This window comes from Micromonospora sp. Llam0, from assembly GCF_003751085.1.
Taxonomy (GTDB): Bacteria; Actinomycetota; Actinomycetes; order Mycobacteriales; family Micromonosporaceae; genus Micromonospora_E.
Map to the genome: position 1 here is coordinate 1808864 of NZ_RJJY01000001.1, position 26352 is coordinate 1835215.

Sequence of the window (26352 nt, forward strand, 5' to 3'; positions counted from 1 at the left end):
GTTCCTCTCGTTCTTTGATTGGCAGGCCCGTGTCCTGCCGGCACCGGCACATCGGACATCCAGTGTGGAAATTGTGGGTGGTGTTCAGTTTATCCTGATCGACCGTGACGGGTTGTCGGCGTGGTCCGGCGATATCGCGTGTGACGGCCGGACAATATGAGAAAATACGTCTTATGCCGGATTTCGTGGTGACGGCGGACTGGCCTGTCTCCTGGTCGATAGCCGCGTTCGCGATCGCCGGGGTGGTGACGGTGGTCGGCGGGATCCGGCTCGTCGCCGTGGGTGACGCGCTCGCCGACCGGACCGGCTTGGGAGAGGCGCTCTTCGGCGCGGTCTTCTTCGGACTGGCGACCTCGCTGTCCGGGATCGTGATGACCGCGGTCACTGCGATCAGTGACGCTCCGCAACTGGCCTACAGCAACGCCGTCGGCGGCATCGCCGCGCAGACCACCGCTATCGCGGTGGCCGACCTGTTCTACCGGCGGGTCAACCTCGAACACGCCGCCGCTTCGCTGTCCAACCTGCTCTTCGGCTGCCTGCTGCTGGCGCTGCTGGCCCTGGCCCTGCTGGCCACCTACACCCCGGACGGCGCGGTGGTCGGCGTCCACCCGGTCTCGATGATCATGGTCGGCTGCTACCTCGGCGGCGTCATGATCGTCCACTCCGCCGACGTTACGCCCTACTGGCAAGCCGTCGACACCAACGAGACCCGCCGGGATCTGCCGCAGAGCCATGGCCTCCTCGACGACCGTCCGCTACGTCGGCTGTGGGTGCGGTTCGCTCTCGTCGGGCTGGCCGTCGCCGCCAGCGGCTGGCTGACCGCCCTCGCCGCCGAGAGTCTGGTGCAGTCGACCGGGCTACGGGCCGGATTCGTCGGCGGGGTGCTGATGGGTCTGGTCAACGCGTTGCCGGAGACGATCACCGCAATCGCCGCGGTACGGCGCGGCGCGGTGACCCTCGCGGTCGCCGCCATCCTCGGCGGCAACTGCCTCGACGCGCTCAACCTGGTGGTCGCTGACGTCTTCTACCGCACCGGGTCGATCTACCACGCAGCCGGTCCGGACGAACTGTTCCTCACCTCTGCCGCGCTACTGATGACCACGGTGCTGCTCGGTGGGCTGCTGGCCCGGCAGGTCCGCGGCTGGGGTCGGCTGGGTTTCGAAGGCACCCTGCTGTTCGGCGGCTATCTCGCCGTGGTCGCGGTGCTGGCCTTCTGACGCCAGCGTCAGCACCACCGGACCGTCGGTCACCGGCCGGCCGGGCGGGCCAGGCTGATCACCGCGGTGACCACCGCCCCCGGCCCCGGTTCGGCACGATCGATGATCAGCTCGGTGCACAGCTGCCGGCAGATCCAGATGCCCCGACCACCGGCCTGCGCCTGGTCCGGTGGAACGGTCCCTACCTGAGGGTCGCGCATCCCCGGCCCGTTGTCGCTGACCTGGCAGTACAGGATGTCCTCGCGGCGCCACAACCGGAGCCGGCCGCTGCCGCCGCCGTGGCGTATCGCGTTGGTGGCGAGCTCCCCGGCGACGATGAGCAGATGTTCGGTCTGCTCGGCCGAGATGTCCAGCCCGGGAGCGTGTGCGCTGAGCGTGGCCCGCAGGCCGTACAGACCGTCCCGGTCGAACGGCTGGTCGACGGCACCGTCCGGGGACGGATCGTCCGTCGGTCGTCCCCCGATGCCGAGCGAGGTGGGATCAGGGCTGCTCATGGCGTCTCTGTACCCGGAGTTGAGCCACGTCATCCGCGCCGACCAGAGCCAGCACGGTACCGACCAGCCGTCGGCAGGACACCGTCATCCGGCGCGATCTCGGCAACGCCCGTGCGGCAGCCAGGATGATGCCGGCGCAGGCGCCGTCGATGTAGTCCAGCCCGGTCAGGTTGATGTGCAGGTGGCGGTCGATCCGTACCGACTCGGCCAGCGCCAGCTCGAGCACGTCCTTGTACCGGTAGTCCAGCTCACCGGCGATGCGCAGGCCGGCCGGGCTGTACTGCCGGCAGATCCGCAGCAGTGGATGCTCCAGGTAGACCTGAGCCGCGACGGTCCTGGGATGTGCCCGGGCGGCGAACGCCAGCGTGACGGCGTCGAACCGCTCCCGGTCGTACTGGCAGATCAGACAGAGCTGGCCGTGCGCGAACAGGTCGGCGACCAGCGTCTCGAACTCGACCAGTTGATCGGCTGCGGCGGCCGGGCGGGTCGCCCAGCACATGTCGGCGGTCACCCGCAGGCCAGCGTAGCCCTCGTCGCTGGCCTGCCGGGCCTCCCGCGCGAGCGTCCGCACCATCGCACCGGCGTCGGCCGGTGCCCCGCCGAGCAGCGACTCGGTGGCCGAGGCGATGCGCAGCTGGCCCCGGCGCAGCGCCGGGGCCAGGCCGTACCGCGCGGTCGTGCAGCTCACCGGTGAGCTCGTCCGGGCTCACCGAGTCGGTCCAGCAGACCACCTTCTGCCCGGCCCGCAGCCCGCCACGCACGAAGGCCGCCACCAGGTCCAGTCGCTCCTCCTGGTCGGAGAAGGTGAGACAGGCATGGTCGCCGGCGCCGAGCGTGCCAACCGTAGCCGTGTCCGCCATCGTCGATCCGCCTTGTCCGTCATCGGGAGGATGCCCGCCACCTTATGCGTTGCACCCGGTCGCACCCGGACACGCCCCCGTCGAGCCGTCGATTTGAACGTCCGCCGTGCACTGCCCGTACCACCGGTGGCAGAGCAGACGGCACCGGATCTGACGGGGGCGCACGTGATCATCGGAGAAGGTCCGGCCAGCGGTCGCGCCGCAGGTCGGTCCGGTCGACGCGCCCACTCCCGAGGCCGCACACCCCGTCGGTCACTGCTCGGCGTCGGTTTGTTCGGCCTGCTCACCGCCGGTGGCCTCGGCTACGGGTGGCGGGCTGCCGCCGGTTCGCCGGTGACCGGCGGTCGGGTGGCGGCGGGTGGGCCGGGTACGGTGGTGGCCGTGCCGACCGCTGCGGTGCCGACCCCGGACGTCGTGACGGAGCAGCGCCGCCGGGCGGCGCTGGCGGCCCGACAGGTACGCGGGTACGCCGCCGGGCTGCCCGGCCAGTTCAGCTTCGCGGTGGTCGAGCGCGGCACCGGGACCGGTTTCCGCACCGGTGACGAGCTCCGGTTCCAGACGGCGAGCATCGTCAAGGTGGAGATTCTCACTGCCCTGCTGTTGGACCGGGACGGGACCCCGTTGACCGCCGTGCAACGCGACCGGGCCGAGGCAATGATCACAGCCAGTGACAACGCTGCGGCCAGTGAACTCTTCGCCGCCATCGGTGGCGTCGCCGGATTGAACCGGGTCAACACCGAGCTCGGCCTGACCCGGACCCGACCGAGGTCGGCCTGGGGGACGACCGTCACCACGTCAGCCGACCAGGTCCGGCTGCTCCGAGGGCTGGTCGACGAGGAGAGCCCGCTGCGACCGGCGGACCGAGGCCTGGTGCTGGACCTGATGGGTCGGGTGGTCGACGGACAGCGGTGGGGGGTGCCGGCCGGTGCCGGTACGACCGGCTCCCGTACCTGGGTGAAGAACGGCTGGGACACCGTCGGCGATCATGACGGACGCTGGCTGGTCAACAGCATCGGGCGGATCGTCGAGGACGACCACGACTGGCTGGTGGCGGTGCTGTCCGACCACCACGACTCGCTGGATGCCGGCATCGCGGCGGTGGAACAGGCGGTGCGGATCGCCTTCGACACGTGGCGCCGACCGGCCCCGGCCGGCTGAGCCCTCGGCCGGCCGTCCGGCACCGTACCGGTGGGTCAGGCCGGGCCGAATGCCCGGTCGCAGGCCTCGCGCAGGTCGACCTGCGCGGCCGAGATCGTCAGGTTCCCCTCGATCGGCTCCTGGTCGGCGGCGGCCCGGGCGGCGTCCACCAGGTCTTTTCCGCGAGCGGCCAGCGTGGTGTCGGTCGACGCCTGTGCCTGCTGGCCGATCTCCCGGTTGACGTCGTGGTCGAGCTCGGCCGCGCTGATCTCCCGCAGGTCCTGGCATGCCTGCCAGCCTTCGGTGTCGGCCGGTGGGGTCTGCGATGTGCTCTCGCCGACTGTCGGCGTCGGCGTCGCCTGCGACTGCTCGCCCCTGGTCAGCGCGCCGACCCCGATGACCAGGACGGCTAGCACGACCGGCGCGGTGATCCACAGCCAGACCGGCCGCCGGCGGGAGCGGCGGGAGGGGGAGAATCCAGAGTGGTCAGCAGAGGAACGGTAGGGGTGGCTCACGGTGGTGCCTCTCAGGTCCGACTGGGGCGAGGGGGCCGACTGGGGCGGTACTGGGCGAGGGAAGCAACGGTCTACGGCATAGCGGACATCAACGCCTGTGCCGTCATATATTCATACACGTCGCGTTCGCATGGCGCACGTTGTCCCATGGTAGGCCTTTCGCTGCGGAAGGCAAACCGTCTATCTTCCCAGTTCGTCCGGACGGACGGGGGTGGCCGTAAGCAGCCGGAAACCCGGGCCTGTCAGACTGGGCCGGTGTATGACGTCGACGTGCTCGTGATCGGATCCGGCCCTAGTGGACAGAAGGCGGCGATCGCCGCGGCGAAGCTCGACCGGAGCGTCATGGTCGTCGAGCGCGCGCACATGCTCGGCGGTGTGTGCATCAACACCGGCACCATCCCGTCCAAGACCCTGCGCGAGGCCGTCCTCTACCTGACCGGCCTCAACCAGCGCGAGGTCTACGGTCAGAGCTACCGGGTCAAGGATCACATCACGGTCAGTGACCTGGCTGCCCGGACCCAGCACGTGATCGGGCGCGAGATCGACGTGACCCGCAGCCAGTTGACCCGCAACCGGGTACGGATCATGACCGGCACGGCGCGGTTCGACGACGCGCACACCGTGGTGGTGACCGATGCCACCGGCCACGGGAACAAGGTCACCGCCGAGAAGATCGTGATCGCGGCCGGCACCCGCCCGGCCCGCCCGGCCAGCGTCGACTTCGACGAGCGGACCATCATCGACTCGGACGGCATCATCAACCTCGAACAGGTGCCGCAGTCGATGCTGGTGATCGGAGCCGGGGTGATCGGCATCGAGTACGCCTCGATGTTCGCCGCGCTCGGCACCGAGGTCACCGTGGTGGAGCGGCGGGACCGGATGCTCGAGTTCTGCGACCTGGAGATCGTCGAAGCACTCAAGTATCATCTGCGCGACCTCGCGGTCACCTTCCGCTTCGGCGAGGAGGTGGCGTCGGTGCAGCGTCACCAGCGCGGCGCGGTCGCGGTGCTGGAGAGTGGCAAGCGGATCGCCGCCGACACCGTCATGTACTCCGCCGGGCGCCAGGGCGTCGCCGGTGACCTCGACCTGGAGCGGGCCAGCCTGACCGCCGACGCCCGGGGCCGGATCCAGGTCAACGAGAACTTCCAGACCACGGCCGGGCACATCTACGCGGTGGGGGACATCATCGGCTTTCCCGCCCTGGCCTCCACCTCGATGGAGCAGGGCCGGCTCGCCGCCCACCATGCCTGCGGTGAACCGGCCCGTGGCATGCCGCAGCTACAGCCGATCGGCATCTACACCATCCCGGAGATCAGCTTCATCGGCAGCACCGAGGACCAGCTCACCGACAACCGGGTGCCCTTCGAGGTGGGGGTCGCCCGCTACCGGGAGCTCGCCCGCGGGCAGATCGTCGGCGACTCGTACGGGATGCTCAAGCTGCTGGTCGCACCGGACAGCCGGCAACTGCTCGGCGTGCACATCTTCGGCACCGGGGCCACCGAGCTGGTGCACATCGGGCAGGCGGTGATGGGCTGCAACGGCACCGTCGACTACTTCGTCGACGCCGTGTTCAACTATCCGACCCTTGCCGAGGCGTACAAGGTCGCCGCGCTGGACGCGATGAACAAGATGCGGCACCTCGCTCAGCTGCACGACTGACGGTCGGCTGTCCAGCCGACGGCCCAGCGGGTCAGTCGGGCCCGGCCGGTGCCGCCCGACGGTGGTGCACCGCGACCGCGGCGAGCAGCACACAACCGGTCATCGGCACCACCAGCGGGACCAGCTGCCAGGTGACCAGGACCAGACCGGCCAGAGCGAGCGTCAGCAGCACCGTACCGCCGGGGTCAGTCCGCAGCGTGCGCACTGCGGCCCGCAGCAGCGCCGGCCAGGCCGCGCCCGGGTGCCAGCCAGCGGCGGCCCGCAACAGTACGGCGCCCAGACCGACCGCAGTGAGCAGGCAGACCGCCGCGACCAGCTCGCCGACCGGCAACTGGCCGGTGCGTACCACCGCCGCGTCGAAGAACAACAGCAGCCCGGCCCCGACCGCCGCGAGCGACCACGGCCAGCTGCCGGGCAGCGCGGCCCGCAACCGTACGCCGAAGGCACCGAGCCGGGTGCTGCCGGTGCCGTCGACGTACGCCCGCAGCTGCGCGCACCCGGCGGCCAGCGCGGCCAGCAGCGTGACCAGCGGTAGCAGGCTGACCAGCACCAGCACCCCGATCAGCAGGGTCTCACCGAACAGCGCGAAGCGGGCGCCACGCACGCCGGCCCCGGTGGCGGCGTCGCGGCCGGTGGCGCTCACCCCTTCAGTCCCGAGGTGGCGACCCCGTCGACCAGCAGACGCTGGAAGAACAGGAAGAACCCGATGACCGGCAGCAGCGCGAGCATCGACATGGCCATCAACGCACCGTAGTCGGACAGCGTGGTCTGGTCGATGTAGAGCTGCAGCGCCAACGGCAACGGGTACTTGTCCGGGGTGCTGAGGTAGATCAGCGGCGCGAGGAAGTCGTTCCAGGTCCAAATGAAGGTGAAGATGGCCGTGGTGACCATCGCGGGCCGGGACAACGGCAGCACCACGTGCCAGAAGATGCCCCACGGCCCGGCGCCGTCGATCCGGGCCGACTCGTCCAGCTCGTGCGGGATGCCGCGCATGAACTGGACCATCAAGAAGACGAAGAACGCCTCGGCGGCGAGGAACTTGCCGGCCAGCAGCGGTACATAGGTGTCGACCAGGCCGAGGTTCTGGAAGACCGCGTACTGCGGGACGATCAGCACGTGGAACGGCAGCAGCAGGGTCGAGATCATCAGTACGAACAGGACGGTCCGGCCACGGAACCGCAGCCGGGCGAAGGCGTAGCCGGCCAGCGCCGACGACGCCACCGTCCCGACCACGGCGAGCACCGCCAGCACCGCCGAATTCCAGAAGAACCGCAGCACGCTGATACCGGCCATGCCCTCGGCCGCCCGCTGGTAGTTGCCCAGCGTCGGTTCCTGGGGAAACAGTTCCAGGCTGCCGACGATCGACCCGGACGGTTTGAACGAGGCGGAGACGACCCAGACCACCGGGTAGAGGATCACCGCCAGCAGGGCCACCGCCGCCAGATGCCAGCCGACGCTGCCGAGACGTCGCCGCCGGGTGGCGGCGCCCGCCGTGCGGGACGCGGGGGTCAACGGTTGTCTCCCGAGTAGTGGACCCAGCCACGGGCGGTCCGGAACAGCATCGCGGTCACCAGCCCCACGCCGAGCAGTAGCATCCAGGCCATCGCCGAGGCGTAGCCCATCCGGAAGTCGGTGAAGCCCCGGTCGTAGAGGTAGACCGTGTAGAACAGGGTCGAGCCGGCGGGGCTGCCGTTGCGGCCGCCGATGACGTACGCCGAGGTGAAGATCTGGAACGAGTTGATCGTCTCCAACAGCAGGTTGAAGAACAGCACCGGCGAGATCATCGGCAGGGTCACCGACCAGAAGCGACGCCCCCGGCCGGCGCCGTCCACCTCGGCGGCCTCGTACAGCTCGGCCGGCACCTGTTTGAGCCCGGCAAGGAAGATCACCATCGGTGCGCCGAACTGCCAGGCCGCCAGCAGCACCAGCATGAGCAGCGAGAAGTCGGGATTGCCGACCCACCCGCCGCTGTCCAGACCGACCCAGCTCAGCAGTCGGTCGACCACCGCGTCGTCGCTGAACAGCGCCTTCCAGACGATCGCGACGCTGACGCTGGCGCCGATCAGCGACGGCCCGTAGAACGCCGCCCGGTAGAAGCCCTGGCCGCGCCGTCGCTGGTTGAGCAGCATCGCCACCGCCAGCGCCGCGGCGAGCTTCAACGGTACGGCGAGCAGCACGTACCCGGCGGTGACCCGGACCGACTGCAGCCACCGGTCGTCGTCGACGAGTCGGCGGTAGTTGTCCAGCCCGACCCACTCCGGCGTGGTGAACAGGTTGTAGTCGGTGAACGACAGGTACAGCGAGGCGGCCATCGGGCCGACCGTCAGCAGCAGCATGCCGACGATCCAGGGGGACAGGAACAGGTAACCGGCCATCGGGTCGCCGTTGCGGCGACCCGATGGCGGCGTCGCCGGCCTACGGCGGCCTGCTGCCGCGGGCCGGGCGGAGTCGACGGTGGAGCTTGTCATCGGATTCCTCGGGCTGGTCACCGCGTACGGATCAGGGCTCGAGGATCTCCTCGGCTTCGGCGAAGAGCTGGTCGACCGCCTCTGCCACGCCGATCCGCCCGTAGTGCAGCTCTTCGCTGATCCGGATGAACGCTGCCTCGATGCTGCCGGCACCGCGCGGTGGTGCCGGTGGTGCCTGGGTGAGCTGGTCGGCGATGGTCTCCTCGTAGGCGGCCACGGCGGCCAGCGGCCCGTCGAGTTCGGCCGCGTCCCGCTGGGCGTTGGTGGCCGGCAGGCCACGGTTTCCGCCGAAGATCCGACCCACCTCGGGGTCGTTGATCATGAAGGAGATCAGTCTGGCAGCCGCCTCCGGATGCTCGGTGTCGGCCGACGTGCTCAGCAGCATCGCCGGCTTGAGGTACTGCCCGAGCTGCCCGGGGTTGTCGCTGGGCACCGGCCCCAGCCTGATCTCGGTGTCGGTCTCACCCGCGTACCGGGTGAGGAAGTTGTCCCAGCTGAGGTCGGAGGCGGCCAGGTCGTCGACCCACAGGGAGGCCGGTTTGATCTGGACGGCGGTCTCCACCGGCAGGACCACGTCCTGCTCGATCAGGTCCATGCCCTGCTGCCAGAACCGCGCCAGCCGTTCCTTGCTGAAGCCGAGGCGGCCGTCCTCGGTGAACAACGCGCTGCCCTCCTGGCGCAGTTGCGCCTCCAGGTTGTAGATCACTCCGGTGTAGTTGCCGCCGCCGTATGTGCCGGTCTCGGCCTTGATGGTGGCCATCGCGGCGTGGTAGTCGCGCCAGGTCCAGCCGATGGCTGGCGCGGGTACCCCGGCCTGCTCGAACAGTGCCGGGTTGTAGAACATGCTCCAGGTGTTGCCGCCGACCGGGACCGCGTACAGCGTGCCGTCGACCGCACCGGCACCGTCGAACCCGGCCAGCAGGTCGTCCAGGACGAGGTCCCCGCCGACGTGCTCGTCGAGGCCGCCGAGCACCCCCCGGTCGGCGTACTCACGCAGGTAGGAGAAGTCCATCTGCAGGACGTCCGGCATGTTGCCGCCGGCGGTCTCGGTGGTCAACTTCTGCCAGTACGCCTCGTACTCCTGGAAGCTCGGCGTGACGGTGATGCCGGGGTTCTCTTCTTCGAACAGGTCGATCGCCTGCTGCATCAGATCGGCCCGATCGGCGTTGCCCCACCAGGAGTAGCGCAGCGCGACCTCGCCCGACTCGGTGTCGTCGCCGCAGGCGACGGTGCCGGTGGCGACCAGGCAGAGGGTGGCGATGATGGCCAGTGACCTGGTGAATCGTTTCAATACTGCCATCAGAAACCTCCGGATCCGAGCTGACCAGCAGGTGCGTACCCACGTGTCGCGGGCCACGGGAAGCGCTTGTCAACGTAGGTTAGGAGTCAGTTACATGTGCGTCAATGGCTGACTTGAACGTTACAATTCCGCGACATGCCGGCCGACCCGGGCCGGTCCGGGGCGGCACACCGGCCGCCCGGGTCGTACCATCGCGACATGGCAGAGATGGTCACCCTGCGGCTGAGCCCGCAGACCCTGGCCCGGGCGCGGGCCGCTGCCGAACGGGACGGGATGACGCTCTCCGACTGGATCGACCGGGCCGCCCGCCGGGAAGCCCGCCGCGACGCCGCCCGGGTACACGAGGAGTGGCTGGCCGCCAACCCGGAGGTCCGCGACGAACTGGACGGCTTCGACGAACTCGCCGACACGCTGGAGTCCGGCTGGTCCGACCTGTCTGACGCAGCGTGAACCGCGGCGAGATCTGGACCGTCGGCGAGCGCTCCGACCTGCGCTACCGGGTGGTGGTGCTGTCCGGCGACGCGCACAACGAGCGACCCAGGGCCGCCCCGTACTGCGCGCCGATCGTCCGCCAGCGCGGCGCCACCAGCCTGCCGCCGTTCGTGGTGCCGCTGGCCGAGACCGACCCGCTGTCCGGGGTCGTGGTGGTCAACCGGATGCGCCGCATCTCCGGCCGGTCCGGGGCGGAGCGGGTCGGCATGGTCACCGGCGCCAGCATGGCCCGCCTGGAAGAGGCGATGCGGGACCTGTTCGACCTCTGACGGGGTGCGGTCGCGGCCCGGCACCTCGGACGGGTGCAATCCCCGTCGACGCTGGCGCAAGCGTCCGGCCGGATGGTACGACGGTCCGATGGGTATCGTGTCGCCCGGCTTCCAGGGCCGTCCACGTTCTCCCGGCGCTGTCACCCTGCCGCCGGGCCAGTATCTGACCGAGGACTTCCCGGTGCTGTCCGCCGGCCCGACCCCGCGCATCGACGTCGCCGGCTGGCAGTTCGTGATCACCACCGAGGACGGCACCGAGCAGCGGTGGAGCTGGCCGGAGCTGCTCGATCTGCCCAGCGAGGACGTCACCGTCGACCTGCACTGCGTGACCAAGTGGTCCAAGCTCGGCACCCGCTGGCACGGGGTCTCCCTCGACACCCTGCTGGCCGACATCGACACCAGCGCCGACTACGCCCTTGCCCACTCGTACGGTGGGTACACGACCAACCTGCCGCTGGCCGACCTGCTCGACGGGCAGGCATGGATCGCCTACCGCTACGACGACGCCGACCTGAGCCCGGAGCACGGCGGCCCGGCCCGGCTGCTGGTGCCGCACCTGTATCTGTGGAAGTCCGCCAAATGGGTGCACGGCATCCGACTGCTGACCGACGACGAACCGGGCTTCTGGGAGACCGCCGGCTACCACGATTACGGTGACCCATGGCGCGAGCAGCGGTACCAGGGCGACTGAGTTGGCGGGTGGCCCGCCTCGCCGCCGTCCGCGACGAGACGCCGACCGCCCGTACCCTGCTGCTCGACGTGCCGGACTGGCCCGGACACCTGCCCGGCCAGCACGTCGACGTGCGGCTCACCGCCGCCGACGGTTACCAGGCACAGCGCAGCTACTCGGTCGCCAACGCGGCCGACGGCGACCGGGTCGAGCTGACCGTGCAGCGGGTGCCCGACGGCGAGGTCTCCGGCTACCTGGCCGGCCCGTACGCGGTCGGTGACCCGGTGGAGATCCGTGGACCGGTCGGCGGCTGGTTCGTGTGGCGACCGGAGGCCACCGAGCCGGTGCTGTTGATCGCCGGCGGCTCCGGCATCGTGCCGCTGATGGCGATGATCCGCGCCAGGCGGGCGGCCGGCAGCCGGGTGCCGTTCCGGCTGATCTACTCGGTGCGTACGCCGGTCGACGTCTACTACGCCGACGAACTGCGCCGCCGGGCCCGTGACGACGCGGGCCTCGACGTCAGCTACGTCTACACCCGGCAGGCACCCGAGGACTGGCCCGGTCAGGTCGGCCGGATCGGGGTGGCTCGGGTCAACACCGACGGCTGGCCGGCGATGCTCGAACCGGCCTGCTACGTCTGCGGGCCGACCGGCTTCGTGGAGACGGTCGCCGACATCCTGATCGCCCTCGGGCACGACCCCCGCCGCATCCGCACGGAACGATTCGGACCCACCGGAGGTTGACATGACCGACCAGCCCGTGACGTCGGTGGTGCCCGACGGACGTCACCTGACGGACGAGCAGCACCTGCCCGACGAGCACCACCTGGACGGTAACGCGCTGGCCGGTCCGCTTGGCGAGATCTTCGCGGTGGACGTCACCACCGCGATCGGCCGCTGCGCCAGCTGCGGGCGGGCCGGACCGCTCGCCGCCCTGATGGTCTACTCCGACGCGCCCGGCCTGGTCGCCCGCTGCCCGCACTGCACCGGGGTGCTGCTGCGACTGGTACGCGGCCCGGTCGACGTCTGGCTCGACCTGCACGGCGCGCTGAGCCTGCGGATCGCCGTACCGACGGGTTGAGCATCTCCGGCCCGCCGTACCGGCCGGGGTGACCGGCACGGCGGACCTGATCAACTCAGCCGGTGAACGGCGCGGGACCGAACCGGCCCCAGGCGACGAAGGCGGCCATCGCGGCATAGACCAGGTCGGGCAGGACCGTCAGGCGTTCGCCGCGTCGTAGCCGCATGGTCGCCGCACCGGTGAACAGCACCGCGACGCAGACCGCGGTCACCGGCACCAGGACCGGGGCGATGCCGAGCACCGCCGGCAGGATCAGCCCTGCCGCCGCCAACAGCTCCAGGATCGTGATGACCCACAGCGCGCGGGGGCTGAAGTCCATCACCCACTCCCCGGCCCGACCCATCGAGGCCAGCTTCTCCCGGGGCACCAGCACCTTCCCAGTGCTGACCACCATGGCGACGGCCAGCCAGCCGGTGACGATCCACAGTACGAGATTCATGGTTGTCCTTTCGACCGGTCGCGAGCGGCACGTACCACGGTGGTGGGGTCGCCGACCGGGCCCAGGTGCCGCAACTTGTCCGGGTTGGCGATGGAGTGGATCGCGCGGACCCGCCCGTTGGCGATGTCCAGCCCGATGACCCCGACCAGCTGGTCCTGCGGGTCGTAGGCGGTCACGCCGGGTTGTCCGTTGACCGAGGCCGGCCTCAGCCGTACCCCGAGATCCGGCAGCCGGGGCAGCCAGGCCGCCAGGACCCGGGCCACCCGGGTACGCCCGCGCACCGGCCGGGGAAGCGCGGGTACCTTGCCGCCGCCGTCGCCGTGCATCGCCACGTCGTGCGCCAGCAACTGCTCCAACGCCGGCAGGTCGCCCTGCTGCGCGGCGGCGAAGAACCGCCGGGCCAGCTCGTCGCGTTGCTGCCGGGTGGTGTGGTAGCGCGGTCGGCGCGCGCGAATCTTCTCGCGCGCCCGGGCGACCAGGTGCCGGGCGCCGTCCACGTCGGCACCGACGATCTCGGCGACCTGCGGGTACGGGTAGTCGAACACCTCGCGCAGTAGGAACGCGGCGCGCTGCTGCGCTGACAGATTTTCCAGCAGGACGAGAAAGGCCAGTGACAGTGAATCGGCGGTCTCCGCCTGCTCGGCCGGTGTGGGGTCGGTGACCAGTGGCTCGGGCAGCCACTCGCCGACGTAGCGCTCCCGTCGGGCCCGGGCCGAGCGGAGCTGGTCGATGGCCAGCCGGGTGGCCAGCGTGGCGGCGTACGCCCGGGGTGAGCTGATCGCCTCGCCCCGCAGCGTGCTCTGGTGCATCCGCAGGAACGTCTCCTGCGTGACGTCCTCGGCCTCGCTGACGCTGCCGAGCATCCGGTAGGCGATGGTGAACGTCCATGGGCGCAGTTCGTCGTAGACGTCGGTGGGCGACATGGCCGGCTACCGCCGCCGTTCGGTACGGGTCGTCATCGGGTGGTCTCCGCTCGTTGTCCTCACCACCACAGACGAGACACCCCGACCCGGCATGACAGGGTGTTACCCGGGTCACAGCGCGACGCTAGTTGATCGCAACCTGGGGATCAGGAAAGCAGCGCGGTCGAGAGCAAGAGGCCGCCGGTGCGGAAACTGACGGCAGCCGACTCATCCCTGGCCCGGGGTAGAAGATCTTGTTTGGACAGTATCCACCTGGTGGATACCGCCTTCAACCATCTGCTTCGAGCAATTCCTTACTCTGTCGGGGATTACGTCGACGCGTATATGTCAAGAGGGGAGGCAGGGGATGCTTCCCGCTACGGGAAGCATCCCCTCTCGTGTTTTGACCATCGGGGGGACCCTGATGGCTTATTCGGTGTAGGTCAGGCGGCGAGGGTGAAGTCGAGGCGTTGGAGGTGTGTTGTCCGGGTGCGGTCGAGGGGGTGTCCGGTCCAGTAGCTGTCGAGGCGGATGATGTTGATCGCGGTGGCCGTGAGGGTGTGTTCGAGTCTGGTCTTGGGCAGGCCTCGGTAACGGGCGGTACGGATCCCGGTGACATGGGTGCTTTGGCGCATGGTGCCCTCGACTCCGGCGCGGACGGCGTAGCGGGCCTTCCACTCGGAGGTGTTCTGCTGGATGCGGGCAGCGGTGAGGGCTTCGTGTAGGTCACGGGGGTGGATGGTGATCTGGCGGCGGGTGCCTCGGGTGCATTCCTGGCGGGTGGGGCAGGGCTGGCAGACGCTCTTCGGCCAGGACACCACGATGGTGTCGGTGTCGCGTTGTCGGCAGGGTGACCAGCTTGTGCTGGTGTTGCCCTGGGGACAGACGCCGTGGCGGGTGTCGAAGTCGAAGGTGAACGCCGCTTTGTCGTAGCCTCGCCCGGCGCGGGCCTGCGCGGACGGGTCGATCAGCATCGGGGAGGTCAGGGTGATCCCGTGCCGGCGGGCGGCGGGCGGCGGTGATCTCGGCGGACGGGTATCCGGAGTCGACGAGGTGCTCGGCGGGAGTCAGTGCCTTGTCGGCCAGTCGCTGGTGGATGATGGCGGTCATGGCCGAGTCCGGGACGGTCGCGGTGGTGGTGGCCACGTTCGTGATCAGGTTCGGGTGTTCTCCGCGTCCGGTTTCCCGGCCGGTGGTGCCGGTCGGTGGGTCGCAGGTCTCGGTGAAGTGGACCTTGTAGCCGCCCCAGCCGGTGTCGCGTTTGACGCTGTATCGGGCGTCCGGGTCGTATGGGGAGATGAGGCGGTCTCTGCCGGGCGGGACACCGTCCCCGTCCGGGGCGTGTTCCCGCCGTCGCGCCTCCTGTCCGGCGCCGTCGGTGTCGCGGTAGAACTGCTGGATCCAGATCAGGCGTAACGTCTGTGTCGCTGGGATCTGTGCCAGCCATTCCGGTGCGTCCGGGTGGTGCGCCGCGTCGAGCAGGTGGTAGCCGTCGATGCCGTAGCGGACCGTCAACTCGTCACGTCTGGTCTGGCTCTCGGGCAGGCGTAGGTTGTCGACGCGGGTGCCGTAGACGCCGGTCCAGGAATCGTCGATGACCGAGGTGAGCCAGTGCGGTGCCGCCGCGGCGAGGGCTTCCAACGCCGCCCGTAGTGTCTCTCCGGCCAGTTCGAGGCGGTTGAGGTCGCGGATCGCGCCGAGTACGTGGGTGGAATCGGTGCGTTGGCGGCCCCGGGCCTTGACCAGTCCGAGCCCGGCCAGGCGTCGCAGCAGGGCGTCCAGGGCCAGGCTGGTCAGGTCACCGGCGACCAGCCGGTCCCGGAACTCCGACAGGACGGTGGGGTCGAAACCCGGATCGTCGAGTTCCAGACCGAGGGCGTATTTCCAGGTGATTCGGTCCCGGACCGCGTCGGCGGCCTGACGGTCGGTCAGGTTCTCCGAGAACTGCAACACGCTGGCGGTCATCAACTGTGCCGGGGAGATCCCCGGCCGTCCCCGGAGCCCGAACGCCGCCGAGAACCGGGCGTCCTCGTACACCTGGCCGAGTTCGTCACGGATCCGCGTCGCCAGGTTCCCTTTCCGGAACGCCGCCCGCGCCATCCGCGCGGTCTGCTCCGGAACGTCTGGCCACGGCCTCGGTTGCATCGACATGACCACAACAACCCTACTGACCCACCGAAGGAGACGGGTACACGGCCGAATAAGCCATCAGGGTCCACAGAACGGTCAAAACACGAGAGGGGATGCTTCCCGCTACGGGAAGCATCCCCTGCGGTAGCGCCTGGGTAGGTGTACGCACCGACGTGCATCGCATCAGAGCGGTTCGCCGGGGATGGCGCTGTAGTCCTTGCGGATCTGCTCGACCAGCGGCGTCATGTCGGACCATCGGATGGTGTCGATCGCGGTGACAGCCCGGACGCCAACCGCGGCGTTGGTGGTGAACGCTGCGGTGTAGCGATCCAGCTCCGACACGTCGACGCGGCGCTCGAGCCCTGCGCGTACCTGCCGGATCAATGCCATCGTGATTCCCGGCAGCACCGGTGCCTGTGGCCACACGATCTCGTCGCCTTCGATCAGGCCGACGTTCCAGGTCGCCCCCTCGGAGAGAAAGCCCTCCCTGTCCACGAACAGCACGTCATCGAACCCAGCGAGTTGAGCCTGTCGGCGATGGAACATCGTCGCGAACAGGCCGAGGTGCTTGACGGCTGGTACGTCCCGCTCGTAGCAGCGAGTGGTGAGCACCAGCGGTGGCGGTGGGACCGACGACACCGCTCGCGTGGTGACGAGCACCTGAGGGCGTGATGCGCTGGCGGGATACCCCAGGTCGAGGTCCGGGTCGAACACCGTCACTCTGGCGACGGTCGACTCGGCGGAACCCACAACTTGACGGACATAGCTGCGAACCTCGTGCTGATCGAGTTCCGCGCCGAAGAGTGCGCGGCAGTCCCTTGTCAGCCGGTCGAGGTGAAGTGCGAGTCCGCGCACCCGGCCGGCGTCCACTCGCATGGACGTGAAGTGACCGTAGTTGGTGAGACCCAGGATTCTCAGGTGATCCAGATCGACGGGCTTCCCGTTCAGAAGCATGATGCAGTCCCCCATCCGGGCATAGCCACCGCGATCAGCAGACCGGTAGGGCGGACGCGCGCAGCGCCTCGGCCAGCCACTCGAACGGGAACCGTTCCGGCTCCACGCCGTTGACGGCAGTGACCAGCGCCATGTACCGGTCGAATGGTCCCTGCGGATCCGGCGGCGTACGGTCCCACTCCGCGCCGGCGAGCATGTGGTCGGCCGTCTGGATCCGGAACTCGGAGGTGTCCGGCAGACCTGGGCTGTCCGGTGTCGCGAAGACGCCGGTCAGCCAGCCCATCCACCGGTCGGCGATCTCCCGCCCCTGCGGCGATTCCGGTGGTACCCGTTCCCGCGCCGCGTCCATCACCGCTTGACCGATCGGCATAGCCGCCTCCATCCGGTCCAGCATCGGCGACGAGGCCATCAGCGGCCCGGCCCCGGTGGTGCACACCTCGTGCAGCTCGCGGCGCACGGCCTGTCGGACCTCGCCGTCCCGGAGCAGATCGGCCAACTCGATCCATGCCTCCAGCTGGGCTGTGGTGGGATGCTCGGGCAGTTCCGGTCGGGCCGCCCGCCACCACCGCATCATCTGCTCGGGCGGTTCCCAGCCGGTGGAGACCTCGGCCCAGAACTCGTCGATCAGCCGATCGCGTTCCTCGTCCGACATCCCGGTCAGCTTGTGCATCAGCGTCACCTGCTCGGCGGTGGAGTCCTGTCGCAGGATGGTCGACAGCACCGCGCGGCGGCTGCGCAGCCGTGCCTCCTGCTGGGCCAGCAGGGCCAGGTGGGTGGCGGCCAGCTCGCGTAGCGTCGCCTCGCCGGCCAGCACCCGCCGAATCTCGTCCAGCCCGGCGTCGAGTTCCCGTAGCGTCCGGACCAGTTCCAGCCGGGCGATCGCCGACACGTCGTACAGCCGGTGGCCGGCCGGCGTACTGGTGGCCGGCGTGACGACACCGGCGTCTGCGTAGTACCGGACGGCGCTGACGCTCAGACCGGTGCGGCGGGCGACATCTCCGATGGGGTACAGCTCGTTCATGTCCACGGCGCCCACTATGCAATCTCAAGCGGCTTGAGATACAAGCTTCGTCAGGTCGCGCCCCGCAGCGGTACGCCGGATTCGCTACCCCGACTCCTGCGGCGCGGAACCAATCGGCTTGACCATCTGCTGAGCGGTGACCGTAAATCCGGTCGACTCGTACAGCCGGCGGGCCACCAGGTTGTCTCCGAAGACGTTCAACCCGAGCCGGGTGACTCCGCGCGCGGCCAGCACCGGCTCGACAGCGGCCAGGATGGCCTGCCCGTACCCGTTGCCGCGTTGAGCGGCGTCCACCTCGATGTTGTAGATCCAGGCTGGCCGCTCCGAGTCCGCCGGATCCGGCAGCCCGACCCAGATCCAGCCGACCGGCCGCGCGTCGTCGGTGCCCGTCTCCCGCGCGACGAGGAACAGCATCCGCTCGGTGGCCAGCCCGTCGGGCAGCAACTCGGCGTGCTGGCGGCGGGACTCGATCAGTGCCGTCTCGGAGGTGGCACGACCGGACCGCAGCAGGTCACCGGCATAACCCGCCACCAGTGCGGGAATGCGTACGTCGTACTCGTTCTGGGTCATCGGGTGCAGCGATACGGTACGCGCGTCTGACATCGTCACCGGCACATCGTGGCGTACCTGGTCGTGTGCCGTCACGTCGATTGCGCGTCGGTCGTTGGCCGGCGGCACACGATCGTGGGCGGGACCAGGCGGCACCGCCGCCAGTACACTGCCGCTGTGGCGACCGAGGCGGACCGTGGTGGCGGTCAGAAGCTGCCGCACCACCTCAACGACATGCCGAAGGCCCAGTTCGCGTTCCCTGGTCCGCTGCGCGACCGGCTGGTCGCGGCGATCCTCTCCGGTGAGAAGACTTCCACGTCCGGGCTGCTGCGTGAGTACGGGCACGAGGACGAGCCGCTGCCGGTCGCCGGGGACCGGTCCGTGCTGGTGGATTCGGCGGACCGGCCCTGCGCGGTGCTGGAGACCACCGAGGTACGGGTGGTCCCACTGGCCGAGGTGGACCTAGCTCACGCCGTGGACGAAGGTGAAGGGTTCACCGACGTCGACGGCTGGCGCCGCGCGCACGTCGACTTCTGGCAGTCGGCGCCGATGCGGGCTGCTCTCGGTGACGAGACGTTCACCGTCGACGACCGGACGATGGTGGTGGCCGAACGGTTCCGTGTCGTGCAGCGGATCTGGCGGTCCGACGAGGTGGCCCTCGCCTACGCCGCCGAGAGCCGGGCGGCGGTCGACGCGCTACGGGCCGTACCGGAGGCGGACTTCGACCGGCCGACCAGATGCGCGCCGTGGACAGTCAAGGAACTGCTTGCACACACCGTGATTGCGCTGTCCCGTACCGTCGAGATGCTCGACGACGGCGCACCCGCCGCCGGTCCCGACGGCCCGGTGGACGCGGTCGGCTACTACGCGCCCGACGCCCGGTTCCGTCCCGACGCGGACGGTGGGCGGATCGCCGACGCTCAGCGGTGGGCGGCGGCCCGGACGGTCACCGCCGCTGTCGACGAGCTGGCGGCAGGGGCAGCGACCGTCGCTGCCCGGGTCGCGGCGCAGCCGCCGGACCACCCGGTCGTCACCCGGCACGGTGACCTGATGACGTTGACCGACTTTCAGGCCACCCGGGTCGTCGAACTGGCCGTCCACGGTGTCGACCTCGCCGACGGACTTGGCGTGGCGTCGTGGCTGACCGCCCCGGCGGCGGACCTGGTGGTAGCGCTGTCGGCGGGTACCTCCCTGGCACCGCTGCGGGCGGCGCGCGGATGGGACCTGCCGACGTTGGTACGCGCGGTCACCGGGCGGGCCGAGTCGGGTGACGTGGACCCGGCGGAACTGCACCCGCAGGGGGTACGCTCCCCGTTCTTCGGCGGCACGCACCGTACCACTGTGGTTGGCGAAGAGTAGCGGGACCGACCTGCCCTCGAAGCGCCTTGCGACTGCCCGTAGGTTGACAGCGACAAGGCCACAACGAGACCCTTTCGCGATTCTGACTCTTGGTGCTGGAGGTTTGCCGTGGACTGGTCCCTCGGAAACATACTGATTCTGCTGGTCGTGGTGTTGCTCGGTGCAGTCGCCGGGTGGCTCGTGATGAGCCGCCGGTCCGCCGCTGGCAAGGACGCCCCGGTGAAGCCCGAGGCGACTGCGGCCGTCGAGCCGCCGACCGCTACCTCGGAGGAGCCGTCGCCGGCCGAACCGGCCCGTCCGGAACCCACATCGCCGGCCGATCCGGTCAAGACCGAGCCCGCCACCGAGGTTCCCGCCGAGCCCGCTGCGGTTACCACGGCCGAGCCGGCCAGTGTCGAGCCGGCCGCTACCGCCGAAGCGGCCAGCCCTGAGCAGATGCCGGCAGTTGAGCCGCCCGCTGTCGCTGAGCCGCCCGCCGACTCGCCCACCGCTGAGCCGCCCGCTGTCGCTGAGCCGGCCACTGCCGCCGAGGCTGGGCCGGCGGACGACTTCCGGCGCATCGAGGGCATCGGGCCGAAGATGGCCGCCGCCCTGCAGTCCGCCGGGATCCGCACGTACGAGCAGTTGGGCGCGACCGACGAGGCCGCGCTGCGCGAGGCGGTCCGGGCCGCCGGCGTACGGGCCACCGCCAGCCTGCCGACCTGGCCGGCCAAGGCCCGGGAGTTGGCGGCGGCGCGCTCCGCAAGCTGACCGGGTACGGCCCGACCGCCAGAGTGGACCGACGTCGGGGTGACCTAGGTCCCGGCGATCGGGGACGTACGGCGGCAGCGCCCGATCACCGTACCGAGTGACGATGAGGTCGAGCACCGGCGGCAGGGTGCCGTCGGTGCCGACCGAACGAGGTGATCGGCATGACCGCAGTCGTCCAGGTGCACCCGAAGCCGGCCGCGCCGGCCGAGACAGAGGTCGCGATCGACGCTCTCGTCTCGGCCGCGTCGAAGGCGCTCGACGACTACGCCGAGTTCGACCAGGAGCGGATCGACACGATCGTCGGCAAGGCGTCGGTCGCCGCGCTCGGTCGACACAGCGACCTGGCCCGGCTGGCGGTGCAGGAGACCGGCCGCGGCGTCTTCGAGGACAAAGCGGTGAAGAACATCTTCGCCTGTGAACACGTCACGCACAGTATGGCCGCGCTGAAGACGGTCGGCGTGGTCGGCCGTGACGACATCAGCGGCATCGTCGAGATCGCCGAACCGGTCGGTGTGATCTGCGGCGTCACCCCGGTCACCAACCCGACGTCGACGACGATATTCAAGGCCTTGCTGGCGTTGAAGACCCGCAACCCGATCATCTTCGCCTTCCATCCGGCCGCCCAGCGGTGCAGCGCCGAAGCGGCCCGGGTGGTCCGCGACGCGGCGGTCGCCGCCGGCGCGCCGGCGCACTGCATCCAGTGGATCGAGCACCCGTCGGTCGAGGCGACCGGGGCGCTGATGCGCCACGACGGGGTCGCGCTGATCCTCGCCACCGGTGGCAACGGCATGGTGCGGGCGGCGTACTCGGCGGGCAAGCCGGCGCTCGGCGTGGGTGCCGGCAACGTTCCGGCCTACCTGGAACGGACCGCGAAGCTGGCCCGCGCGGTCAACGACGTGGTGCTGTCCAAGGCGTTCGACAACGGCATGGTCTGCGCCTCGGAGCAAGCGGTCATCGTCGACGACGACATCTACGAACCGGCGATGGCCGAGTTCGCGAAGCTGCACGCGCACCGGGCGACTCCGCAGCAGAAGCGGCAACTGGAGGAGTTGCTGTTCGGCGCCGCCGCCGGATCGGCGGGCTGCGCCGGAGCCAAACTCAACCCGGCGGTCGTCGGGCAGTCCCCGGTATGGATCGCGCGGCAGGCCGGGTTCACCGTACCCGCCGACACGTCGATCATCCTGGTCGACGTCGACCAGGTCGGCCCAGCCGAGCCGTTGACCAGGGAGAAGCTCTGCCCGGTGCTGGCGGTGTTGCGCGCCGACGGACACGCCACCGGCATCCGGTACGCCGAACAGATGGTCGAGTTCCACGGCCTCGGCCACAGCGCGGTCATCCACACCAGCGACGCGGCGCTCGCCGAGGAGTTCGGCCGGCGGGTCAAGGCGGTACGGATCATCTGGAACGCGCCGGCCTCGCAGGGCGCGATCGGCGACATGTACAACGCGATCGCGCCGTCGTTGACCCTGGGCTGCGGCAGCTACGGGCGCAACTCGGTGTCGAGCAACGTGACCGCTGTCCACCTGCTCAACATCAAACGGGTGGCGCGGCGTACCAACAACCTGCAGTGGTTCAAGGTGCCGCCGAAGATCTACTTCGAGCCGCACGCGATCCGCTACCTGGCCGACATGCCCGACGTGCACCGGGTCACGGTGGTCACCGACGCGACGATGACCCGGCTCGGGTTCGTCGACCGGGTGCTGACCGTCCTGCAGGGTCGGTCTGAGCGGGTCGCGCTGCAGATCATCGACACCGTCGAACCGGAGCCGAGCATCCGCACCGTGGACGCCGGTGCCGAACAGATGCGCCACTTCCGGCCGGACACCATCATCGCCCTCGGCGGCGGTTCGGTGATGGACGCGGCCAAGGTGATGTGGCTGCGCTACGAACACCCCGGCGTGGTCTTCGCCGACATGCGGGAGAAGTTCTTCGACATCCGCAAGCGGGCGTTCACCTTCCCGGCCCCGGGCGAGTTGGCCAAGCTGGTCTGCATCCCGACCACGTCGGGAACCGGGGCGGAGGTCACCCCGTTCGCGGTGATCACCGACACGGTGACCGGCAAGAAGTACCCGCTGGCCGACTACGCGCTCACCCCGAACGTGGCGATCATCGACCCGGTGCTCGCCGCCGACCTGCCAGCGGTGGTGACCGCCGACAGTGGCTTCGACGCGTTGACCCACGCCACCGAGTCGTACGTGTCGGTGTATGCCAACGACTACACCGACGGGCTCGCGCTGCAGGCGATCCGGCTGATCTTCGCCCACCTGGAGCGGGCGGTGCGCGACGGTGCCGCCGACCTCGAGGCGCGGGAGAAGATGCACAACGCCGGCACCATCGCCGGGATGGCGTTCGGCAACGCCTTCCTCGGCATCGTGCACGCCATGTCGCACACCCTCGGCGCGACGTTCCACATCGCCCACGGTCGGACCAACGCGATCCTGATGCCGCACGTGATCCGCTACAACGGGGCGCGGCCCGGCAAGCTGTCCGGCTGGCCGAAGTACGAGAACTACCGGGCACCGGAGCGCTTCCAGGAGATCGCCCGGATGCTCGGCCTGCCGGCGGCCACCCCCGCCGAAGGCGTCGAGTCGTACGCCGCCGCCGTGGAACGGCTACGCGACGCGGTCGGCATCGAGCCGTCGTTCCAGGCGGTCGGGGTCGACGAGGCGTCGTTCCTGGCCAGCCTGCCGCAGCAGGCGGTCAACGCGTACGAGGACCAGTGCGCCCCGGCCAACCCGCGGATGCCGATGCTCGACGACATGCAGGAGATCATGCGTACCGCGTACTACGGCGCGGCCGGTCGTTGATCGTCTCCGGTCCGGCTGCGGCACGCTGCCGCAGCCGGACGTGTCGCGCCTGCCCATCGGCCCCGGCGGTCACTGTTGCTCGGGGAACGCCACACAGTTGGCGCAGCCCGGAGTCGGGTTCCTGATCTCCTCCCCGTCGAACACGACCAGATTGTCGACCAGCGGATCGTCGACCGGGATCGGCCGGGCGGCCACCCTGCCGTCCGGCGCACCGACGAGTTCGACGCAGGCCAGGCGGACCTGCTCCGAGCGCATCAGACAGATGCCCCGGTTCACCGGCGGCGCCCCGCTCGGAAACACGATCCGTACCGGCGAGACGTCGGTGGGGTGGTACGGCACCAACTGGGTGAGGTACACAAAGGCCGGCCTGTCGTCGGGGCGAAACTCCGCGACCCCGAACCGGTAGTTGTCCTGGTAGGTGGTGCAGAGCGTCGCCTCGCCCGGCAGCACCGCACCGAGGTCCGGGTCCGCCACGAGGTCGCCCAACTGGCCGGCGGCGCAGCCAGCCGGAGTCCACCAGTCCGTGATGGCCGGCTCGCTGGTGGTGATCGCCGAAGCCGTCCACGACGGCATCGGCGTACCTGTGGGCACGGGCGTGGCGGACACGTCGGCGGCCGACAGTCACGCCAGGGTAGCTGCCATCAGGATCGTCGCGGCCGCCATCACGGCGGTCCGGCGAGGTGTGGGGGTCAATGGGATTCCTCCTCCGGCGCGGACGTTTCCGCGTGGGACGACGAGCGGGGTGCCGCGGTACGGGTGGGCGGAGCCAGGGCGATCACACCCGTGGCGCCGAGCAGGATCGCCAACTGGAAGCGGTTCTCCACGCCGAGGCGGTCCATCAGGTTGCGCATCGTGTACGCGACGGTGCGCAGGCTCAGCCGCAGTTCCTCGGCGGCGGAGGCGTCGGTGTGTCCGGCGGCGAGGAGCGCGACCAGCGCCTGCTCGCGTGGGGTCAGTGTGATCGCAGGTCTCCCTTCGGGACCGGACCGGTTGCCCGCGCCCACAGCTGGTCGAACAGGTCGCACAGCTGGCGGACCGCGACCGGATCCACCAGCTCGTACCCGTACCCGGATGCCCCGGTCCAGTTGGCTGCGGTCCAGCGGTATCGCTGCGGCCGAGGCCGCCGCGCTGATCACTTCGGTGTTGATGGCCAGATGTTCGTGCCGTTCGGCGGCGACCAGCCGCCGCACCCGGTCGCCGGCGGCGGCCCGGCTGCCCAGGCTGCGTACCGCCGGATTGTCCGGGCCGGGTAGGTCGATGCCGTGCACGGTACGGAAATGCTGGCGCCAGACGTCCTGCCGCTGTACCGGCCGCGCGGGTCGGCGAAGCCGCGCGATGACCGGACCAGCTGGCATCCGGGCAGGCGCGCGTTCGGGGGCGTCGCTTGTCGGCCGTCGGATCGCGGTGGCCGGCAAGCGACGGCACCACGCGGGTCAGGACATCGGGGCGGACTTTCCCCAGCGGGGGGCGGCGAACCACAGCCTGGCGAGCCGGTCCGGGGGCGCGGCCAGGCCCGGACCGCCGGCCGCGATCCAGTCGACGACACTCGACAGTGATGTCTCGTCGAGCACACCGCCGAGCCACACCGGGCGGGCGCCCAGTCGGCGGGCCAGCGCCGCCGGCTGCACGACTACCACGTTGGACCGGTCACAGGCGTTGAGGCAGTCGGACACCCGTACCGACCCGGCGGCGCGCAGGATGTCGAGCTGCCGGTCATGGTCGACGTCCGGGTGTTTGCGACAGGTGCCGCAACAGCAGCCCCGGCAGACGGTCACCCGGACGGGGTGCCCGGGTGCCGGGCCTGCCGGCCCGTGCTCCGCTCCCGCCGCGCCGTCCTGCGCCGTCACGCGACGTCGGCGAGCGTGGCCCGCCGGTCACCGGTCCGGGCCGGGGTGAGTAGCAGTCCGAACACCACCCCGAGGACCGTCCACATCGCGGCGAGCTGTGCCAGCGAGGCGAGTCGGAACTCCCACAACAGCGCCGCCGGGATGTCGGCGGGCACGTCGACCCCGGAGGCCGGCCAGAGCGCCAGCAGCAGGGCGTACCCGACGACGGCCAGCGCCGCCGCGACCACCGTCCGGTAGGGTGCCGGCCGCGCCCAGCCGGCCAGCCGCCGGTGGGCCAGCAGCGCCAGCCAGGTGACGGCGGCCGCGGCGATGATGAACGAAAGGTACTGTCCGGTGCGCTGGTTGACGGTGTCCGGGTCGCCGACGCCCGGCGGGTTGGCCGGGAAGTGGATCGCCGGTAGCAGCGCCACCACGACGAAGCCGAGCCCGGCGAGCAGTCCCACCCGGCGGAAGTCATCCCGGCCGGGCAGCAGGTGCCGGGTCGCCGCGAAGACCACGGCGACGATCAACGCCAGGCACAGCGCCACCGCGACGGTGGCGACGAGCCCGCCGAAGACCTGCATGGCCCGACCGACCAACTCCTCGTCGTGGCTGTGTCCGGCCGTCCCGGTCGCCGCGCGGGCCTCTTCGACGACCAGCGCCGACTCGATCTGTGGTTCAACGATCAGCAGGGCCGCCAGCGCGCCCGCCACGCCGGCGGCCGTACCGGCGAGCAGGCTGCGGCCCAGTACCGCGCCGAACGGGTAGGTGCTCATCGGAGCTGACCCCCGCTCAGTGGCACGGGACGCCGAGTGCGTGCCGGCCGTCGTGGGTGAACTCGTGCACGAACTCGGCGGCACCGGCCAGCACCAGCCCGTTGTCCTGCGCGACCAGGTAGATGACGACCGCTGCGACGGCGGCCAGCAACCAACCGGCAAGCGGTACGCGGATGGCGGTGGGGGTGATGTCTCCGCCGACAGAAGGTGCAGTCATGCCAGGAAATCCTCTCGTCCATGCCTCGTGGCGATGCGGTACATGCCACGGCCGGTCTCCTGGCTCCCGGATCGTCGCGGCCGTCCCGCCTTCCCGGACCGTCGTCGGCCCAGTGGCGTGGTGGAACGGACACTTCCCGGTCACAGTGGCGAGGACCACGCCGGACTCACACCGGCTTCCCGAACACCGTGGCCTGCGCAGCGTACCGCCGTCGTGACCGCCCGGGCAATGGCTGCGGCGGTGGCCGGTACCGGGACCGGCGCCACGTTGACGGTGGACCTCCGGTGGGGGAGCATGACCGGCACGAGCGGTGCGCGGAGGAACCCGGTGCGAATCCGGGGCGGTCCCGCCACTGTGACCGGTGAGTTGCGTCCCCTTGAGACAGCCACTGCCCCGATGGCGGGAAGGCTCGGGACGCGACGTCGATCCGGCAGCCAGGAGACTCCGGCCGCTCGCTGGTC

27 protein-coding genes, 4 pseudogenes and 2 riboswitches are annotated in these 26352 nt (G+C 70.2%); of the genes and pseudogenes, 12 read left to right on the forward strand and 19 right to left on the reverse strand.

Annotation, left to right across the window (positions count from 1 at the left end; all coding sequences use genetic code 11):
- The first annotated feature begins 173 nt into the window (after positions 1 to 173).
- Positions 174 to 1217: a sodium:calcium antiporter gene (locus tag EDC02_RS08125; RefSeq protein WP_123601411.1), complete on the forward strand. Its 1044-nt coding sequence runs from the start codon at positions 174 to 176 to the stop codon at positions 1215 to 1217.
- Positions 1218 to 1246: 29 nt separating this feature from the next.
- Here the strand turns inward: EDC02_RS08125 and EDC02_RS08130 are convergent, their stop codons facing one another.
- The 3 genes and pseudogenes from EDC02_RS08130 to EDC02_RS42750 all read right to left on the reverse strand — a co-directional run.
- A complete protein-coding gene (locus EDC02_RS08130) occupies positions 1247 to 1711 on the reverse strand; it encodes an ATP-binding protein (protein ID WP_158632096.1) in 465 nt (154 codons plus the stop codon).
- The gene (locus EDC02_RS08135; RefSeq protein WP_123601413.1) at positions 1698 to 2399 is read right to left on the reverse strand and encodes an MEDS domain-containing protein; all 702 of its coding nucleotides are present in this window, start codon (positions 2397 to 2399) and stop codon (positions 1698 to 1700) included. Before EDC02_RS08135 ends, EDC02_RS08130 begins: the two co-directional genes overlap by 14 nt.
- 37 nt (positions 2400 to 2436) lie before the next feature.
- A pseudogene (locus tag EDC02_RS42750) lies at positions 2437 to 2571 on the reverse strand (hypothetical protein); the annotation flags it as partial.
- A gap of 126 nt (positions 2572 to 2697) precedes the next feature.
- Between EDC02_RS42750 and EDC02_RS08145 the strand changes: the two are divergent.
- Positions 2698 to 3729, forward strand: a complete 1032-nt coding sequence (locus EDC02_RS08145; RefSeq protein WP_148083369.1) for a serine hydrolase — start codon at positions 2698 to 2700, stop codon at positions 3727 to 3729.
- A gap of 35 nt (positions 3730 to 3764) precedes the next feature.
- Here EDC02_RS08145 and EDC02_RS08150 read toward each other — a convergent pair whose 3' ends face one another.
- Entirely contained in the window at positions 3765 to 4223 is a 459-nt protein-coding gene (locus EDC02_RS08150; protein WP_148083370.1) for a hypothetical protein, read from the reverse strand.
- Between the two features lie 255 nt (positions 4224 to 4478).
- Here EDC02_RS08150 and sthA point away from each other — a divergent pair, with 255 nt between their 5' ends.
- On the forward strand, positions 4479 to 5882 hold the full coding sequence (gene sthA / locus EDC02_RS08155; protein ID WP_123601416.1) for a Si-specific NAD(P)(+) transhydrogenase: 1404 nt from the start codon (positions 4479 to 4481) through the stop codon (positions 5880 to 5882).
- Positions 5883 to 5913: 31 nt separating this feature from the next.
- On the opposite strand, the gene EDC02_RS08160 is transcribed toward sthA, so the two are convergent.
- Genes EDC02_RS08160 through EDC02_RS08175 form a run of 4 tightly spaced genes read right to left on the reverse strand, consistent with a single transcriptional unit; the run spans position 5914 to position 9650 of the window.
- Positions 5914 to 6525, reverse strand: a complete 612-nt coding sequence (locus EDC02_RS08160; RefSeq protein WP_123601417.1) for a hypothetical protein — start codon at positions 6523 to 6525, stop codon at positions 5914 to 5916.
- Positions 6522 to 7394: a carbohydrate ABC transporter permease gene (locus tag EDC02_RS08165; RefSeq protein ID WP_233605800.1), complete on the reverse strand. Its 873-nt coding sequence runs from the start codon at positions 7392 to 7394 to the stop codon at positions 6522 to 6524. The genes EDC02_RS08160 and EDC02_RS08165 overlap by 4 nt, the downstream gene beginning before the upstream one ends.
- A complete protein-coding gene (locus EDC02_RS08170) occupies positions 7391 to 8350 on the reverse strand; it encodes a carbohydrate ABC transporter permease (RefSeq protein ID WP_123604610.1) in 960 nt (319 codons plus the stop codon). Before EDC02_RS08170 ends, EDC02_RS08165 begins: the two co-directional genes overlap by 4 nt.
- 31 nt (positions 8351 to 8381) lie before the next feature.
- The gene (locus EDC02_RS08175; protein ID WP_123601418.1) at positions 8382 to 9650 is read right to left on the reverse strand and encodes an ABC transporter substrate-binding protein; all 1269 of its coding nucleotides are present in this window, start codon (positions 9648 to 9650) and stop codon (positions 8382 to 8384) included.
- A 198-nt stretch (positions 9651 to 9848) separates the two neighbouring features.
- Here EDC02_RS08175 and EDC02_RS08180 point away from each other — a divergent pair, with 198 nt between their 5' ends.
- From EDC02_RS08180 to EDC02_RS08200, 5 genes are all read left to right on the forward strand, one after another.
- On the forward strand, positions 9849 to 10100 hold the full coding sequence (locus tag EDC02_RS08180; RefSeq protein ID WP_148083371.1) for a hypothetical protein: 252 nt from the start codon (positions 9849 to 9851) through the stop codon (positions 10098 to 10100).
- Entirely contained in the window at positions 10097 to 10411 is a 315-nt protein-coding gene (locus tag EDC02_RS08185; RefSeq protein ID WP_123601420.1) for a type II toxin-antitoxin system PemK/MazF family toxin, read from the forward strand. The genes EDC02_RS08180 and EDC02_RS08185 overlap by 4 nt, the downstream gene beginning before the upstream one ends.
- Positions 10412 to 10499: 88 nt before the next feature.
- Positions 10500 to 11102: a sulfite oxidase-like oxidoreductase gene (locus EDC02_RS08190; protein ID WP_123601421.1), complete on the forward strand. Its 603-nt coding sequence runs from the start codon at positions 10500 to 10502 to the stop codon at positions 11100 to 11102.
- A complete protein-coding gene (locus EDC02_RS08195; protein ID WP_123601422.1) occupies positions 11072 to 11824 on the forward strand; it encodes a ferredoxin reductase in 753 nt (250 codons plus the stop codon). Before EDC02_RS08190 ends, EDC02_RS08195 begins: the two co-directional genes overlap by 31 nt.
- 1 nt (position 11825) lies before the next feature.
- The gene (locus EDC02_RS08200) at positions 11826 to 12161 is read left to right on the forward strand and encodes a DUF6510 family protein (RefSeq protein ID WP_370461434.1); all 336 of its coding nucleotides are present in this window, start codon (positions 11826 to 11828) and stop codon (positions 12159 to 12161) included.
- Between the two features lie 55 nt (positions 12162 to 12216).
- Here the strand turns inward: EDC02_RS08200 and EDC02_RS08205 are convergent, their stop codons facing one another.
- From EDC02_RS08205 to EDC02_RS08230, 6 genes and pseudogenes are all read right to left on the reverse strand, one after another.
- Positions 12217 to 12600 carry a DoxX family protein gene (locus EDC02_RS08205; RefSeq protein WP_123601423.1) on the reverse strand — a complete coding sequence of 128 codons (384 nt, stop codon included), beginning with the start codon at positions 12598 to 12600 and terminating at the stop codon, positions 12217 to 12219.
- The gene (locus tag EDC02_RS08210) at positions 12597 to 13523 is read right to left on the reverse strand and encodes an RNA polymerase sigma-70 factor (protein ID WP_123601424.1); all 927 of its coding nucleotides are present in this window, start codon (positions 13521 to 13523) and stop codon (positions 12597 to 12599) included. The genes EDC02_RS08205 and EDC02_RS08210 overlap by 4 nt, the downstream gene beginning before the upstream one ends.
- A gap of 422 nt (positions 13524 to 13945) precedes the next feature.
- Positions 13946 to 15653 (reverse strand): annotated as a pseudogene (locus EDC02_RS08215) (IS1182 family transposase).
- Positions 15654 to 15815: 162 nt separating this feature from the next.
- A complete protein-coding gene (locus EDC02_RS08220) occupies positions 15816 to 16586 on the reverse strand; it encodes an aminotransferase class IV family protein (protein ID WP_199757546.1) in 771 nt (256 codons plus the stop codon).
- A gap of 34 nt (positions 16587 to 16620) precedes the next feature.
- Positions 16621 to 17613 (reverse strand): MerR family transcriptional regulator, encoded by a 993-nt coding sequence (locus tag EDC02_RS08225; RefSeq protein WP_123604614.1) that lies wholly within the window; start codon positions 17611 to 17613, stop codon positions 16621 to 16623.
- A gap of 78 nt (positions 17614 to 17691) precedes the next feature.
- A complete protein-coding gene (locus tag EDC02_RS08230) occupies positions 17692 to 18210 on the reverse strand; it encodes an N-acetyltransferase (protein ID WP_233606360.1) in 519 nt (172 codons plus the stop codon).
- Between the two features lie 180 nt (positions 18211 to 18390).
- Here EDC02_RS08230 and EDC02_RS41425 point away from each other — a divergent pair.
- From EDC02_RS41425 to adhE, 4 genes and pseudogenes are all read left to right on the forward strand, one after another.
- Positions 18391 to 18783, forward strand: a pseudogene (locus EDC02_RS41425) (ASCH domain-containing protein); the annotation flags it as partial.
- 48 nt (positions 18784 to 18831) lie between these two features.
- Positions 18832 to 19515, forward strand: a pseudogene (locus tag EDC02_RS41430) (maleylpyruvate isomerase N-terminal domain-containing protein); the annotation flags it as partial.
- Positions 19516 to 19698: 183 nt separating this feature from the next.
- Positions 19699 to 20265: a helix-hairpin-helix domain-containing protein gene (locus tag EDC02_RS08240; RefSeq protein WP_233605801.1), complete on the forward strand. Its 567-nt coding sequence runs from the start codon at positions 19699 to 19701 to the stop codon at positions 20263 to 20265.
- A 161-nt stretch (positions 20266 to 20426) separates the two neighbouring features.
- Entirely contained in the window at positions 20427 to 23072 is a 2646-nt protein-coding gene (gene adhE / locus EDC02_RS08245) for a bifunctional acetaldehyde-CoA/alcohol dehydrogenase (RefSeq protein WP_123604617.1), read from the forward strand.
- 69 nt (positions 23073 to 23141) lie between these two features.
- On the opposite strand, the gene EDC02_RS08250 is transcribed toward adhE, so the two are convergent.
- From EDC02_RS08250 to EDC02_RS08270, 5 genes are all read right to left on the reverse strand, one after another.
- Complete coding sequence (locus EDC02_RS08250; protein WP_123601425.1) at positions 23142 to 23645, reverse strand: hypothetical protein; 504 nt, start codon at positions 23643 to 23645, stop codon at positions 23142 to 23144.
- Between the two features lie 116 nt (positions 23646 to 23761).
- On the reverse strand, positions 23762 to 24427 hold the full coding sequence (locus EDC02_RS08255) for a helix-turn-helix transcriptional regulator (protein WP_123601426.1): 666 nt from the start codon (positions 24425 to 24427) through the stop codon (positions 23762 to 23764).
- A gap of 78 nt (positions 24428 to 24505) precedes the next feature.
- Positions 24506 to 24847 carry a hypothetical protein gene (locus tag EDC02_RS08260; RefSeq protein ID WP_233606362.1) on the reverse strand — a complete coding sequence of 114 codons (342 nt, stop codon included), beginning with the start codon at positions 24845 to 24847 and terminating at the stop codon, positions 24506 to 24508.
- 68 nt (positions 24848 to 24915) lie between these two features.
- On the reverse strand, positions 24916 to 25674 hold the full coding sequence (locus EDC02_RS08265) for a CbtA family protein (protein WP_123601428.1): 759 nt from the start codon (positions 25672 to 25674) through the stop codon (positions 24916 to 24918).
- 16 nt (positions 25675 to 25690) lie between these two features.
- On the reverse strand, positions 25691 to 25891 hold the full coding sequence (locus tag EDC02_RS08270; protein WP_123601429.1) for a CbtB-domain containing protein: 201 nt from the start codon (positions 25889 to 25891) through the stop codon (positions 25691 to 25693).
- Positions 25892 to 25922: 31 nt separating this feature from the next.
- Positions 25923 to 26097: riboswitch (cobalamin riboswitch) on the reverse strand.
- A gap of 111 nt (positions 26098 to 26208) precedes the next feature.
- A riboswitch (cobalamin riboswitch) is annotated at positions 26209 to 26336 on the forward strand.
- The last annotated feature ends 16 nt before the right edge of the window (positions 26337 to 26352 follow it).